This window comes from Embleya sp. NPDC005575 (assembly GCF_040605455.1).
Taxonomy (GTDB): Bacteria; Actinomycetota; Actinomycetes; order Streptomycetales; family Streptomycetaceae; genus Embleya.
This window is the reverse complement of record NZ_JBEXCV010000198.1, coordinates 1-13,515: the sequence shown is the minus strand read 5'-3', so window position 1 is coordinate 13,515 and position 13,515 is coordinate 1. Positions and strand designations below refer to the sequence as shown.

Below are 13,515 nucleotides of genomic sequence, written 5' to 3'. Positions count from 1 at the left end.
TCGCGAGGGGCCCGACCCGCCGTCCGGAGCGGGGACCTCGCGTCGAGAGGGTCGCCGCCCCGCGCCTGTTCCATCCGGTAACGACTGTCTCTCCTCGGACACGCGAAAATCTATGGCGGCCGGAGTAGACATCAGGACGTGGTGTGGTTATGGTTTCTCTCGTAGCCGAGATCGAGAAGGGCCCGGAGAAACGAACTCCCGGGCAGCAGCACGTAGTTGCGTGGTTCGCAGTTGCAGTTCGCAGGACGGTTCGCTGGTGGGGTTTCGAAGCCAGGGTTGGTGCAGGACGGCGACGGGACCGACGGCCGGACCGGGTGGCCCGCAGTGCAGGGGCCGCCGTGAGCAGGACCGCAGTACTCGTAAGTGAAGTTCGCAGCATCCGGCAGTGAAGCAAGTGGGCAGTACCTCGGTGAAGGCGTCCGGCTGCGGGCGCGCGCATCGGGAGGTTCGCCGGTGGGGTTCCAAGCCAGGCAGTTGCAGGATGGGCGACGGGGCTGGCCGGCGAAGTGGTGGCGGTGTTCGGCCACCAGCGGTTCGCAGTACCAGCGGTGCCGTATTTCGATATTCCTCGGTGAAGGCGTCCGGCCGCGGGCGCGCGCACCGAGAAGTTCGGCAGTGGGGTTCCAAGCCAAGCAGGTGCAGGACGGGCGACGGGGCTGGCTGGCGAAGTGGTGGCGCCATACGAGGCCACCGGCGGTTCGCAGTACCGGCAGTGAGCAGTTCCGTTTGGTAAGTGAGTGAGTGGTGCAGAGGGAAGAACGGAGGAGTTGAGCGCCATCGGGATCGCCCGGACGGAAGAACAGAGTCCGGGTACCGCAGGACATCGTTAACGAGGTGGTCTCCGGTCAAGCAACCGCGATCCCCGCGCCCCCGACGGTAGTTCGGTCGGGTCCGCGGAAACACAGGGCCGGCGCAGCAACAGGGCCGGCAGATGGTGTGGCAGTTCCTTCGGGGCCCTGGATGCCGAACGGCACCAGGGCCCCTCCCCGTTCCACAGAGAGGCACGATGACAGCAGACCCCTCCCACGGCCGTCTCGACGACGACGACTTTCCTGCTTACACCACGGGCCGGGCCGCCGAGATCCTCGGCACCTCCCAGGGCTTCCTCCGTGTCGTCGGCGAAGCCCGCCTGATCACCCCGCTGCGCTCCGAGGGCGGCCACCGCCGCTACTCCCGCTACCAACTCCGCATCGCCGCCCGCGCCCGCGAACTCGTCGACCACGGCACGTCGATCGAGGCCGCCTGCCGCATCGACACCGAATACCGCCGCAACGCCGAATCGTCACACCGAACGGCCGCTGCCTGAGGACCGGCTCGACGGTTCGAGGCGGCGAAGGACCGAGAAAGCCGAGAAGTACTCGGCAGGCGGCTTTCGAAATCTCGTTCGCCCGCCTCAACTCGGCGTTCTCTCTGCGGAGTTGCCGCAGCTTCTCCGACTCGGCGGACGTCGGACGGTCGGTCCGCTCGCCGGCGTCGGCCTTGGCCTGGCGGACCCAGTTGCGCAGGGCTTCCTTGTGGATGCCCAGGTCGCGGGCAACGTGCGCGACCGGCCGTCCGGAGGTGCGGACCTCGCGGACCTCCCGTTCCCGGAGCTCGTCGGGGTATTTACGTGATGCTGGCATGGTTCGTGGTGCTCCTTTACGCCGGGCACCACGACCCGGCTTCAAGGACTCCACCAAACCCAGAGCGGCTCAGCCTGCTGGACAGTCTGATCAGAGGTCGGCCGGTGCCAGGCGGACGAGCATCTTGCCGGTGTTGGCGCCGCGCATCATGGCGAGGAATGCGTCGACGGCGTCGTCGATGCCGTCGACGACGGTCTCCGCGGTGCGTAGCGATCCGTCCTGCAGCCACTCGGTGGTCTGCTGGAGGTGGTCGGCGGCGAGGTCGAAGTGGTCGATGACGTTCATGCCGCGCAGCGAGATGCGCTTGCCGATCGCGAGCGGCAGATTGCTTGGGCCCGGTGGGAGTTCGGTGCTGTTGTAGACCGAGATAGCGCCGCACAGGGCGATGCGCCCGTGGAGGTTCATCACGCCGAGGGCGGCCTGGAGATGGTCGCCGCCGACGTTGTCGAAGTACACGTCGATGCCGTCGGGCGCGGCCTTGGCCAGCCGGCCGGACAGGTCTCCCTCCCGGTAGTCGAGCCCGACGTCAAACCCGAAATCCTCTACCAGGCGCCGGGCCTTGTCGGGGCCGCCGGCCGAGCCGATGACTCTGGAGGCGCCCAGGCGCTTGGCGATCTGGCCTGCGACGGATCCGACGGCCCCTGCGGCGCCGGAGACGTAGACGACATCGCCCGCCTTGACCGGGGCGATCACCTTGAGCCCGGCATAGGCGGTGAGTCCGGTGGTGCCGAGTACGCCGAGATGCGCTTGGACGGGTGCGAGTTCGGGATCGAGTACCTGGACGGAGGCTGCGGGCAGCAGGGCGTACTCGCGCCAGCCGAGGAAGTGGGAGACGATCGACCCGACGGGCACGCGGTCGGCTCCGGTACTGATCACGGTGCCGACCGCGCTGCCGGTCATGGCCTGGCCGAGTTCGAACGGCGGGAGGTAGGACTCGCCGTCGTTCATGCGGCTGCGCATGTACGGGTCGACCGACAGCCAGTTGTTGCGGACGAGGATCTGATTCGGTCCCGGGTCGGGGACCGTCGTCGTGGTCAGTGCGAAGTCGGCGGGTTTCGGTTCGCCGGCCGGGCGGGCGGCAAGGTGCCATTCACGGCTGGTCACGGGCATGGGAGACCTCCTGGTCAGGTGCCGGGGAGAGAACGAACACGGGCAGGTCCCGGTCGGTACCGGCTCGGTATTCGGGGAAGTGCGGCCACGCCGCGTCTGCCGTCTTCCACAGCTCGGTCTTCTCCGAGCCGGATACCTCGCGAGCGCGGAACACCCGCGTGGTGGCACAGTCGTGAACCTCTACGAGCGGATGGGCGAGCAGGTTGTAGTACCAGACAGGATGCTCGGGTGCACCGCCGTAGGAGGCGACGACGATGTAGCCGCCGTCGTGCTCGATCCTCATCAGCGGTGTTTTGCGGAGCTTTCCGGTCTTGGCGCCCCGATGGGTCAGGATGATGACCGGTCTGTTCTCCAGCGTGCCGCCCTCCTGGCCGTCGGTTGCCTCATACAGCGCGACCTGGTCGCGGATCCGCCGGAACGAGCTGGGCTCGTAGTCACCGTGCAGAGTCATGGCGCTAGAGGGTGAAGCCGAGGAGCGTGCCGCCGGTCGCATCGATGGTCTGGCCGGTGACCCAGCGCGCATCGGGCGAGGCGAGGAAGGACACGACATCGGCGATGTCGGCTGCGGCCCCGAGTCGGTGAAAGGCCGACATCGCGGCGGTTTGTGCTCTCAGCTGCGGGTCGGCCAGCCATGATGTGAGGTCGGTGTCGACGACGCCGGGTGCGACCGAGTTGACGGTGATGCCGCGCGGTCCGAGCTCCAGGGCCAGGGTGTGGGTCAGGACGTTGAGCGCACCTTTGGTCATCGAGTACGCGATGGTCACCGGCACCGCGATCCGGGCCGCCGCGGAGGAGATGTTGATGATCCGGCCACCGTCGCGGAGCCTGGACAGGCCCCGCTGGACGATGAAGAACGGCGCCTTGACGTTGACGGCGAAGCTCTCCTCGAAGTCCTTCTCGGCGGTGTCGCCGATGGGCGCGTACGTGATGATGCCGGCGTTGTTGACCACGATGTCCACGCCGGGCGTGCCGGTGAACTCCGCGACGCCCTTGTCGAAGGACTCCCAGAGCGCCTCGGCATCGCCAGGCTCGCCGAGCCTGGTACGGATCGGGAACGCGGCACCACCCGCTGCCTTGATCGCGGTCAATGTTTCGTCGGCGGCGGCCAGGTTGCTTCCGTAGTGGACGGCGACCAGCGCTCCCTCCCTGGCCAGCCGCTCGGCGATCCCCCGCCCGATACCACGGCTGCCGCCGGTGACCAGCGCTGTCTTTCCCTCCAGCGTTCCCATCTCCGGCTCCCTTTTTCAAGTGATCGCTATATAATTCACCATAGCACGTTCTCTAACAATCGCTATATAATTTGGGAGTGAGTACCACGCGACGGGGACGCCCCAGGGAATACGACCGGTCCGTAGCCTTGGAGCAGGCCTTGGTGCTGTTCTGGGAACGCGGGTACGAGGCGACCTCCATCGCGGAGCTCACCACAGCGATGGGTATGGGTGCCCCCAGCCTCTACGCCGCCTTCGGCAGCAAACGGCAGCTGTTCGACGAGGTCGTGCAGTCCTACGGCCGGACCTATCACGCCTTCATGGCCAAGGCGCTGATGGAGGAACCGACCCTCAGGCGCGGCATGGAGCGCCTGCTGCGTGAGGCTGCCGCCGAGTACACCCGCCCCGACCGGCCGCCCGGCTGCCTGGTGATCAGCGCCGCCGTCAACTGCAGCTCCCCCGAAGTCGAACAGGCACTGCGCGCGCTGCGCACCTCCGACGTCCAGGCACTCCAACGCCTCATCAGCGCCGCGATCGAGACCGGGGAACTACCCGCCGACGCCGACGCCCCCTCGCTGGCACTGTTCACCAGCGTGGTGCTGCAGGGCATGGCCCACCAGGCACGCGACGGCGCCAATCGCGATGAACTGGAAGCGGTGGCGACCCTGGCGCTCAGGTCCTGGCCCTGGGCCTGAACCCGTACTCCACCCCGGCCAAGGCTCCGCGCCTGGACGAAGCCGAACAGCGTTTGTCCACCCGGCACTTCCTGCCCGAGCTCAATCGCTTCGGACTGACCTCCGCGGTCGACGCGGCCGGAGGGTTCCAGAGCTTCCCCGACAACTACCGCGCCGTCATCGACCTCGCGGCCGCCGGCGAACTGACGCTGCGGATCGCCTACCACCTGTTCCCGCAGGAAGCCGGGCAGGAGATTGCCGACCTGACCCGGTGGACCGAGACCGTCCGGCCCGGTGACGGCGACGCGTGGCTGCGCCTGAACGGGGCTGGGGAGAACCTGGTCTGGGCGGCGGCGGACTTCGAGAACTTCGCTGAGCCGCGACCCGAACTCGCCGCCGGATATGGGGCGGCGTTCGAGCAGGCGGTGCGCCTGCTCGCGGAGAACGGCTGGGGCTTTCGCCTGCACGCCACCTACGACGAAACGATCCGCCGCGGCCTGGCGGTGTTCGAGAAGCTGGCCGCCGGCGGGGTGTTCCCCGGCGCGGGGCTGGCTGTTCGACCACGCCGAGACCGTGTCCCCGGGCAGGCTGGACCGCATCGCCGCACTCGGCGGCGGCGTCAGCGTCCAGAACCGCATGTCCTTCCAGGGCAAGGGGTTCGCCTCCCGGTACGGTGCGGACGCGGCCGCGCACGCCCCGCCCGTGCGCCGGATGCTCGACACCGGGCTGGACGTGTTCGGGGGACGGAAGCCACGCGGGTGTCCTCGTACAGCCCTTGGGTCGCCCTGCACTGGCTGGTCACCGGCAAGACCGTCGGCGACCAGTGCCTCTACCTCCCCGACAACCGGCTCTCCCGCGAGGACGCGTTGGAGCTGTACACCCGCGGCGGTGCCTGGCTGACCGGCGAGGACGACGTCAAGGGCAGCTGCGGGAGGGCTGCTACGCGGACCTCGCGGTGCTGTCGGAGGACTATTTCGCCGTCCACGAGGACGACATCGCGCACATCGAGTCCGTCCTGACCGTCGTCGACGGGCGCATCGTCTACGCGACCGCCGAATACGAGGGCTGCGACGAGGAGTTGCCGCCGATCAGCCCGGCATGGAGCCCGGTCGCGTACTTCGGCGGCTATCAGGCCACCCCCAGGCCGAGTCTGTCCGGGGCCAGGCAGGCCAACCTGCTCGCCCAGGCGGTCGCCGAATCCGAGCAGCACCGCCAATGGCGCGTCCGGCGCGGCTTCGTCCCCGAGGCCCCGACCTTCGCGTTCGACGCCTGCTTCGTGCTCTGAACCGGCCCCGCAGCCACCGCACATCCTCCTCCGGCACCCCGCCGGTCCTGTTCCGCACACCCCCGGGCAGGCGGCGCCCGCCGCCACGCGCCTGCTGCCGCACCGACGCGTGCCCACCGGCACGCACATCCATGAAGGAGAACCCGATGGTCAACCTCGCCGACGTCACTGCGGCACCCAGCCCGGACCTGCTCACGCCGGACAACGCCATGATGCTGTTCGTCGACCACCAGCCGCAGATGTTCTTCGGCTCCGGCAGCGGCGACCGCACCTCGATCATCAACGGCACCGTTGGCCTGGCCAAGGCCGCCAAGCTGTTCGACGTCGCCGCCGTCATCACCACGGTCGCCGCCGAGTCGTTCTCCGGGCCAGCACTGCCGCAACTCCTCAAGGTCTTCCCCGACGCCAAGCCGGTCGACCGCACCACCATGAACGCCTGGGAGGACCCGACGCTGGTCGACGCGGTCGCGGCCGCAGCAAGATCGTCATCTCCGGGCTGTGGACCGAGGTCTGCCTCGTCCTGCCGGTGCTGTCCGCCCTCGGCCTGGGCTACGAGGTCTACGTCGTCGGCGACGCGTCCGGCGGCGTCACCCCCGCCGCCCACGAGCACGCCATGCAGCGCATGCTCGCCGCCGGCGCCGTCCCGGTCACCCGGGTGCAGGTCCTGCTGGAACTCCAGCGCGACTGGGCACGCGGCGAGACCTACAACGGCGTGATGGACATCGTCAAGGCCAACGCCGGCGCCTACGGTCTCGGCGTCGTGTACGCCAAGCACTTCATCGGCGCCCACGCGGCCGGCTGACGACCCGCGGGCGCGGACCCACCCCTGACGCGCCCGCGCACGGCGCCGACGGCCGGGCGACCACCCTGCCGTCGGCGCCCTTTCACACCGTGCACCGTGCGCTGCCATCGACTCCAATCCCTGCGGCGGCCGCGCGGATTTTCATGCCCCTGCCCCGGTTTCCCGGTGGGCTCGCGGTCTTCGACCCGTGACCCTTCGGCCTGCCTGCCCGGCCCCGCTGCTCCCGGCTCCTTCGGTCCTCTCTCGGCTCGTCCTGGTTCGAGCCGTCCCCTTGTCTCTCGGCTCGTCCCGTTTCGAGCCGTCCCCTTGTCCGCCTGCGGTGCTTGCCGTGCCCGGCCGGGCACGTTCGCCCGTCCCCCGGGTCGCCGCCGCGCCGGCCGACCTTGTCCTGCCCTCGTTCCACGACAGAGAAGAGGAAGCCCCCATGTCCGGTGACGACGTCGCGACGTCGCGTATCCAAAAGCTCAGTGCCCGATTGACGGACCGGGACCGCCTGATCCTGCGCACCCTCGCCACCCACCGGTTGTTGACCACCCACCAGATCACCGAACTCGCCTTCGACAGCCCGGTCACCGCCCGCCACCGCATGCAACAACTGGAAGGCATGCAGGCCGTCGACCGCTTCCGACCCCGCGCCGACCGCGGCTCCCACCCCTCGCACTTCGTCCTGGCCCCGGCCGGCGCCGCCGCCGTCGCCGTCGAAGCCGGCCAGGACACCAAGCCGGCGATCCGCCAGGCCCGTCGCGATCGCGAGCTCGGCATGAAATCACCCCGCGGCCTCGCGCACCTGATCGGCGTCAACGGCTTCCACACCGCCCTCGAAGCCCACGCCCGCACCCACCCCGACACCTCGGTGGAACGCTGGCTCAGCGAACGCGAGATGCCCGCCCCCGGCTTCTACGGCGGCGGCGTACGCCCGGACGCCGTGGTGACCTGGCGCCAGGGTCGCACCCGCGCCACCCTCGCGATCGAGTACGACACCGGGACCGAGCGCCTGGCCCGACTCGTGGACAAGATCGGCGCCTACGACACCCTGCTCGACGCCTGGAAGCGCGGCATGGACGCATACGTGGCCCAGGACCTGTTCGGCACCGAACACCCTGTCGTGCTCTTCGTGTTCACCTCGCCGCGCCGCGAGATCGAGGCCCGCGCCGCCCTGAACCGCACCCACACCACCGTCCCGATCGCCACCGGCGTCCGCCCACCCGACACCTCACCCACCGAACCCCTGTGGCTCCCCCTGGGCGCCCGACCCCCACGCCTGCGCCCGGCACGGCTGGGCGCGGGCGTGCCGGGCGCACCTTCGCCGATCGAGACCGGAACGACCCGCGGGCCCGGCCGGGCCCGACCCACCGCGTTGGCAGCGGACGCCGGGTTCGAGGACGACGAATCCGACCTCTGGTAGACCTCGTCCCGCACCACACCGCCGCAGTGCCCCACGGCGGTGTGGTGCGGGTGTCAGGCGGTGTCGTGCAGGTCGGTGGCGGTGAGGAGGGACAGCAGTTCGATCCCTTCGGTGGACAGGGCCCGTGCGCCGCCTTGTTCGCGGTCGATGACGCACAGGGCCTGGTGGACGTCGGCGCCGAGGGCGCGCAGGTCGGCGGTGGACAGGACGATCTGCCCGCCGGTGGTGACGACGTCCTCCACGATCAGGACCCGGCGGCCCGCGACGTCCGCTCCCTCGGCCAGGCGGCGGGTCCCGTACTCCTTGGCCCGTTTGCGCACGAATGCGCACGGCAGGCCGGTGTGCCGGCCCAGCGCGGTGACCACCGGGATTCCGCCCATCTCGAGGCCGGCCAACACCTCGGTGTCGGACGGGACCAGCGCGGCCATCTCCTCGGCGACGGCGTCCAGGAGGACGGGGTCGGCCTCGAACCGGTACTTGTCGAAGTACTCGCCGGCACCGGCCCCCGACCGCAGGACGAAGTCGCCGGTGAGGAACGAGACCCGACGGATACGACGAGCCAACTCTCCACGTGTCATGAACACACACTCTCCACCGGACCGCGCCGAGTACACCCCGTGCGTCGTGCGGCCTCGACACGCCACACCCACCGCACCGCGCGGCACCGCACCGTTCTTGCACACTCACGCGCCTTTCCACCATGCCGGGCCGTCCGGTGCGGTGGTGACGGTTCCGGCGAATCGGGATAACAGGGGGTGGTCAAGGGGGCAACCGCCTTGAACTGCCCTGGTCAAGGCGAAAAGGGGGTGTATCGGGCCCCCTTGTCCGGGGTCGGCCGCTCTTGCGTCGATCGCGCGTTCGTGCTGGTCACAGCCTCGTACAGACGCAGGACAAGACATCTCACGGTGTTAAGGAGTCAAGCGGCGACGTCTAGAAATGGGGCGAAGGCTCGTTGCTCGTTGAACGGAACGTGGTTTTGGAGGCAGTGGTAGAGCTGGCCGAGCATGCGGTTGAAGAGGTTGCGTTGGGCGGCGGCGTGCCAGTCGCCGTGTTCGCGTCGGCGTCGATAGTGGGCGTTCGCGCCCGAGGAGGCTGTCAGTGAGGCGAATGCCCAGAGGTGGCCGGCGTGGACGAGGCGGTCGTTCTTGACGAAGCGGCGGCCGACGTAGCGTTTCTTGCCGGAGGCGCGGGTGATGGGTGCGGATCCCGCGTAGGACTTGAGGGCGCGGGCGTCGGTGAAGCGTCGGCGGTCGTCGCCGATCTCGGCGAGCACCCGGGCGCCGAGCTGGGCTCCGAGGCCGGGAAGCTGAGGATGACGTCGGCGTCGGGGTGCCGGCGAAAGGACGCTTCGGTGGCTTCGGCGAGGTCGTCCGCTCCGACGCAGGCGGCGTCGAGTTGACCCAGGAGGGCGAGCATTTGCCGTCCCATCGCCTCCTCGACCAGCTGCGGTTGGTGTGCGTGGTCGGCTCGGAAGATCGTCTGCAGCCGCTCGGTCTCGCGCTCGGAGGCGCGCTGGCGGCCCGCGCGTTTGAGGGCGGCGGCGATCCGGGACTTCGAGAGCTTCGCCGCCGCGGTCGTGCTGTCGCTGACTACGTATTAGGGGTGATTAAGGGGGAAACCGGGTCATACCCGTGGATCGGGTGTAAACGATCCCGGTCAAGGGGTCGGACAGACGGCGGACAAGGGGGGTCTCGTCATGGTGGCGGCGGGCGTGAACGCGCCTACCGCCACTCGACGAGAGAGATCCGCATGTCGCCACACGAGCAGTCCGACGCCGGCCCGCAGCCACGACGCACACGCCCGCGCGGTCCGTCCGCGGGGCGATCCGCGTCCGCTTCCGTGCCCGCTTCCACCGTCGCTTCCGCGCCCGACCACGACACACAGGGCGTTTCCCCAGGTCAGGCCCCGGATAAGGGGTCCTCCAAGCGTGCCTACAACCCCTCTTCCCCGTATCCGCGCAGGTCCACCGCCCGGTCCAGGGGCGAGGTGCTCGCCGCACTCGCGGTCGTCAAGCTCGCCACCCCCGCCCAGCTGCGCCGACTGTTGCCCACCGCCCGCGGCGACAAGGCGGTGCGCAACGCGTTGAACGACCTCGCCCGGCACCGACTCGCCACCTCCGACGGCCGCGAGGGGGCCGAATATCGCAAGATCTGGCGGCTGACGCCGGCCGGACAACGCGCCGCCCTCGCCCTGCTGCCCGCAGGCACCGCCCCGGGTGGAACCGGCGAGGGCGCGGCGCGCACCGGAGCCCGACACGCGATGGCGGTGACCGACACGATCGCCGCATTCGTCGCCTCCGGCGTCGGCGGCCCGGTCCAGCACTGGCGCACCGAGGCCGTCCACCCCCTGGACGGGCGCCGCCGGGTGATCCCCGACGCCGTCCTGTACGCACCCGGAACCGCGGTACCGCTGCTGACGGTCGAGGTCGACCGCGACACGATGGGCGCGCAGCGCGTGGCCGCGAAGCTCCCCGCCTACCTCGAGTACTACCAACGCCGCACCAAGACACCGATCGACGGAACCCACCAGGTGTGGCAGCAGACGTACCCGGGCGCCACAAGTCCGGAGGGCTCGTATCCGCCGCTCGCCCTGGTCCTGGCCGACATCACCGACGCTCGGGCCCGGACCTGGACCGACGAGTTCGCCGCCCTGACCCGCCAGCACTGGCGCGGCACACGCGCCGACCGCGAGGGCCGGGCCGTCAGCTACTGGCGCACCGTTCCGATCGTGGTCACCACGCTGCCCGAGCTGCTCGCCGACGGACCGGCCGCGCCCATATGGCACCGCCTGGGCCATGCCGCTCTCGAACCGCTCGTCGTCGCGCTCGACGACCCCGACGGCCGGCGCCTGGCCGATGTCGAGGCCCGCGAACGCGTCGCCCGACTCCGGGCCACACCACCACCCTTGCCCGACCCATGGGGCAGTACCTGAATCCCACGCCGACATCGCCTTGCCCGAGGTGAACATGACCGGACACCTGCGGGGCCATCGTTCGGCCCGTCGCGTGGCCCGCCGCCGTCGAGGGGGCGGCAGCGGGCGAGGAACTGGCGGTGGACCGCGAGCGGGGCGCTGACGCGCAGGGTGTAGCCCTGGCCGCGTCGTACGGTCATTCCCTGGTTGAGCGCGGCCCGCTCGGTGTCGTCCAGCTCGGCGGTGCGGAGGAAGTCGGCGACTTTCCCGGGCATGTCGAGGGTGATGGGCATCTCCGGGGCCGGGGCGCCTTCGTCGGCTGCGATGTGCTCGGGCATGAGGTCGGCGACGGCGGTGCGTACGGCGCCGCGGCTGACGCGGTAGTCGCGGGACAGGGCGGAGATGGTCTGGCCGTCGAGGTACGCGGCGCGGACGTCGGCGATCGTCGTGCCGGTGAGGGCCGGGCGGCGTCCGCCCTTGTTGCCTTTGGCTTCGGCGGCGCGCAGCCCGTCGTAGGTCAGTTCGCGTTGGAGGTCGCGCTGGAGTTCGCCTGCGGCGGCGAGGGTCTGCACCATGAACTTCACGGTGGACAGCAGTTCGCCGGTGCGGGGGTGGCGGTCGGTGAGGTCCATCGCGGAGAACGCCCCGTCGTGGATGCGCAGCGCGACCTGGTCGCGGTGGAGGACGTCGAGCACGTCGAGGATGTGCCCGGTGCCGCGCACGAGGCGGAACATCTCGGAGATGTGCACGGTGTCGCCCGGCCGCGCGTAGGTGAGCAGTTCGCGGAACTTCGGGCGTTGGAGGGGGTGGAGGCGGCTGGAGGTGCCGCCGTCTTCCTCGAAGACGACCGGGTCCTCGATCCCGGCCTCGGCGAGGCGGATTCGGGCCGCCTCGAACTCCCGGATTGCGCGGGTTCATTGGACGCGTCGGCTGCCTGTCGTCAAACGATCCTTTGACGACAGAGGGGGCACCCCCGGACGCAGGATTCCGCCGCCCTGCTTAAACAATGCACCCGATATGCAATGTTTGACATTGACATCTCAAGATCCACGAAGTTTCCTATCTATACAAACGCCATCGGATTTCGTGTTGAAGTAGGGGAAGATGATCCGCATCCGTCTGGGCAGGCGCAAGTACGTCGGCAACGGCGGCGAGGCGACTGCGCCGCATGTGTTCCTCGTCCGGCAGCTCACCGGCTGGGACCCGACGATGACCGATCAGGACGTGTACGACGCGGCCCGCGGCTGGTGGAAGCTCAGCGAACGCGCCGAGCGCGAGCGCTACGCCGTCGTCGTCGGTCAAGGCGTGGTCCGCATGGTCATCGAGGTCACGGAGTGGGCGACCAACGAGGACCGCCGCGGGTTCGCCGGGACGGTGCTGCCGCCCGGTCACCCGGTCCACGACGGGCTCGTCGGGCGGGACGACCCGGTGCCCACGACCAGCCGCAACCCGATCGCCTACTTCCGCCACCCGAGCGAAGCCGGGACCTGCCGTTGCGGCTGCGGGGAGCCCGTCCCGGCAGGGGACTGGGCGCAAGGGCACGACCAGCGCGCGCTCCACCAGCTCGTCAACGACGACTTCGGCGGCTCCGTCAGCCGCTTCCTCGACTGGTACGAGGAACTCGCCGCAGCCGCACAGAACTGAGCCACTGCACGGACACCGACCAACTTGCGCGGTGCCCCGAACGGGACGCCGCGCACACCCCAGGGGGACGGACATGCCGCAGAAGAAGGCCCCGAAGGCCCACGTCTACAGCAAGCACCAGCACGGCGCCGTCACGCACGTCGCGCACGACGGACAGACCCGCCTCGTGTGGAACGCCGACACGAAGAAGTTCGACGTCCAGGTCCGCGACTGGGTCACCGTCGACGCGTGGAACCTGACACGCGCCTACGGCGAAGTCAGCCAAGGCTGGGACGCGTTCCAGCTGACCACGTTGACCGACCCAGACAACGCCCACTTCGTCGTCGAACCGCTCCAGGGCGACGCCGAGTAGCACAATCCGTGCGAGACGCACGAATCCGGGCGGTTCCGGGCTGCGCATGCGCGGCCCGGAACCGCCCGGATTCGATTCTCCACAAGGAAACGGTGTCCAGGGCCGTGAAACAACTGGTGGACCCCGGCTTCCTCGTATGCAACCCGGACGGCACCCTCGACCTCGCAACCGCCGCGCAGACATCGAGCACGGTCGAAATCGGCTGACACTTTTCCCGGCCAATCCCGCTGACACTTTCACCGCCAACAACATGTCGATCCAACTGGCCACGAACTCGGGCTCCGACGGCGACAAGGGCCGGCCCACGAACACCGGCGCGTCCGCGCCCGCGGCGTCGAGTGGTGGGAACGCGCCTTCCGCGTCCGGCGGCGGGAACGCGCCGCCGGCGAACCAGCCCGCGAAGGTGTCGGCCGGACCGGTGCGCGTCGTCCTCACCGAGAACGCCAACTACGTCGACCTGGACAGCTCGCCGCCGCTGGCCCAACCCGGGAAGAAGGGCGGCG

The 13,515-nt window shown here is 69.7% G+C and carries 10 protein-coding genes and 6 pseudogenes; 9 read left to right on the top strand and 7 right to left on the bottom strand.

What is annotated here, in order from left to right; genetic code table 11:
- Positions 1–1,006 precede the first annotated feature (1,006 nt).
- A complete protein-coding gene (locus ABZS54_RS38085) occupies positions 1,007–1,306 on the top strand; it encodes a MerR family transcriptional regulator (protein ID WP_355546669.1) in 300 nt (99 codons plus the stop codon).
- A 58-nt stretch (positions 1,307–1,364) separates the two neighbouring features.
- Here the strand turns inward: ABZS54_RS38085 and ABZS54_RS38080 are convergent.
- The 4 genes and pseudogenes from ABZS54_RS38080 to ABZS54_RS38065 form a co-directional block, all read right to left on the bottom strand.
- Positions 1,365–1,622: pseudogene (locus tag ABZS54_RS38080) on the bottom strand (transposase); the annotation flags it as partial.
- A 90-nt stretch (positions 1,623–1,712) separates the two neighbouring features.
- Complete coding sequence (locus ABZS54_RS38075; RefSeq protein WP_355546667.1) at positions 1,713–2,732, bottom strand: NADP-dependent oxidoreductase; 1,020 nt, start codon at positions 2,730–2,732, stop codon at positions 1,713–1,715.
- Positions 2,713–3,183, bottom strand: a complete 471-nt coding sequence (locus ABZS54_RS38070; RefSeq protein ID WP_355546665.1) for a nitroreductase family deazaflavin-dependent oxidoreductase — start codon at positions 3,181–3,183, stop codon at positions 2,713–2,715. Before ABZS54_RS38070 ends, ABZS54_RS38075 begins: the two co-directional genes overlap by 20 nt.
- Positions 3,184–3,187: 4 nt before the next feature.
- The gene (locus ABZS54_RS38065; protein ID WP_355546663.1) at positions 3,188–3,961 is read right to left on the bottom strand and encodes an SDR family oxidoreductase; all 774 of its coding nucleotides are present in this window, start codon (positions 3,959–3,961) and stop codon (positions 3,188–3,190) included.
- 77 nt (positions 3,962–4,038) lie between these two features.
- On the opposite strand from ABZS54_RS38065, the gene ABZS54_RS38060 reads away from it, so the two are divergent.
- The 4 genes and pseudogenes from ABZS54_RS38060 (at position 4,039) to ABZS54_RS38045 (ending at position 8,106) form a co-directional block, all read left to right on the top strand.
- Positions 4,039–4,635: a TetR/AcrR family transcriptional regulator gene (locus ABZS54_RS38060; RefSeq protein ID WP_355546661.1), complete on the top strand. Its 597-nt coding sequence runs from the start codon at positions 4,039–4,041 to the stop codon at positions 4,633–4,635.
- Positions 4,636–4,640: 5 nt separating this feature from the next.
- Positions 4,641–5,899: pseudogene (locus tag ABZS54_RS38055) on the top strand (amidohydrolase family protein); the annotation flags it as partial.
- 146 nt (positions 5,900–6,045) lie between these two features.
- A pseudogene (locus ABZS54_RS38050) lies at positions 6,046–6,701 on the top strand (hydrolase).
- A 424-nt stretch (positions 6,702–7,125) separates the two neighbouring features.
- A complete protein-coding gene (locus ABZS54_RS38045) occupies positions 7,126–8,106 on the top strand; it encodes a replication-relaxation family protein (RefSeq protein WP_355546659.1) in 981 nt (326 codons plus the stop codon).
- Positions 8,107–8,159: 53 nt separating this feature from the next.
- Here the strand turns inward: ABZS54_RS38045 and pyrE are convergent, their stop codons facing one another.
- Together pyrE and ABZS54_RS38035 are read right to left on the bottom strand one after the other, a co-directional pair.
- Entirely contained in the window at positions 8,160–8,684 is a 525-nt protein-coding gene (gene pyrE, locus ABZS54_RS38040) for an orotate phosphoribosyltransferase (RefSeq protein ID WP_355546657.1), read from the bottom strand.
- 338 nt (positions 8,685–9,022) lie between these two features.
- A pseudogene (locus ABZS54_RS38035) lies at positions 9,023–9,675 on the bottom strand (transposase); the annotation flags it as partial.
- A gap of 417 nt (positions 9,676–10,092) precedes the next feature.
- On the opposite strand from ABZS54_RS38035, the gene ABZS54_RS38030 reads away from it, so the two are divergent.
- Positions 10,093–11,037, top strand: a complete 945-nt coding sequence (locus ABZS54_RS38030; RefSeq protein ID WP_355546655.1) for a replication-relaxation family protein — start codon at positions 10,093–10,095, stop codon at positions 11,035–11,037.
- A gap of 518 nt (positions 11,038–11,555) precedes the next feature.
- Here ABZS54_RS38030 and ABZS54_RS38025 read toward each other — a convergent pair.
- Positions 11,556–11,876: pseudogene (locus tag ABZS54_RS38025) on the bottom strand (recombinase family protein); the annotation flags it as partial.
- A gap of 244 nt (positions 11,877–12,120) precedes the next feature.
- Here ABZS54_RS38025 and ABZS54_RS38020 point away from each other — a divergent pair.
- From ABZS54_RS38020 to ABZS54_RS38010, 3 genes and pseudogenes are all read left to right on the top strand, one after another.
- The gene (locus tag ABZS54_RS38020; RefSeq protein ID WP_355546653.1) at positions 12,121–12,660 is read left to right on the top strand and encodes a hypothetical protein; all 540 of its coding nucleotides are present in this window, start codon (positions 12,121–12,123) and stop codon (positions 12,658–12,660) included.
- A 73-nt stretch (positions 12,661–12,733) separates the two neighbouring features.
- Positions 12,734–13,012, top strand: a complete 279-nt coding sequence (locus tag ABZS54_RS38015) for a hypothetical protein (RefSeq protein WP_355546651.1) — start codon at positions 12,734–12,736, stop codon at positions 13,010–13,012.
- A gap of 250 nt (positions 13,013–13,262) precedes the next feature.
- Positions 13,263–13,515, top strand: a pseudogene (locus ABZS54_RS38010) (hypothetical protein); the annotation flags it as partial.

Excerpts from the sequence above, each read along its gene's own strand:
- ABZS54_RS38085 (WP_355546669.1), top strand. The coding sequence starts at position 1,007 with ATGACAGCAGACCCCTCCCACGGCCGTCTCGACGACGACGACTTTCCT.
- ABZS54_RS38075 (WP_355546667.1), bottom strand. The coding sequence starts at position 2,732 with ATGCCCGTGACCAGCCGTGAATGGCACCTTGCCGCCCGCCCGGCCGGC.
- ABZS54_RS38070 (WP_355546665.1), bottom strand. The coding sequence starts at position 3,183 with ATGACTCTGCACGGTGACTACGAGCCCAGCTCGTTCCGGCGGATCCGC.
- ABZS54_RS38065 (WP_355546663.1), bottom strand. The coding sequence starts at position 3,961 with ATGGGAACGCTGGAGGGAAAGACAGCGCTGGTCACCGGCGGCAGCCGT.
- ABZS54_RS38045 (WP_355546659.1), top strand. The coding sequence starts at position 7,126 with ATGTCCGGTGACGACGTCGCGACGTCGCGTATCCAAAAGCTCAGTGCC.
- pyrE (WP_355546657.1), bottom strand. The coding sequence starts at position 8,684 with ATGACACGTGGAGAGTTGGCTCGTCGTATCCGTCGGGTCTCGTTCCTC.
- ABZS54_RS38020 (WP_355546653.1), top strand. The coding sequence starts at position 12,121 with ATGATCCGCATCCGTCTGGGCAGGCGCAAGTACGTCGGCAACGGCGGC.
- ABZS54_RS38015 (WP_355546651.1), top strand. The coding sequence starts at position 12,734 with ATGCCGCAGAAGAAGGCCCCGAAGGCCCACGTCTACAGCAAGCACCAG.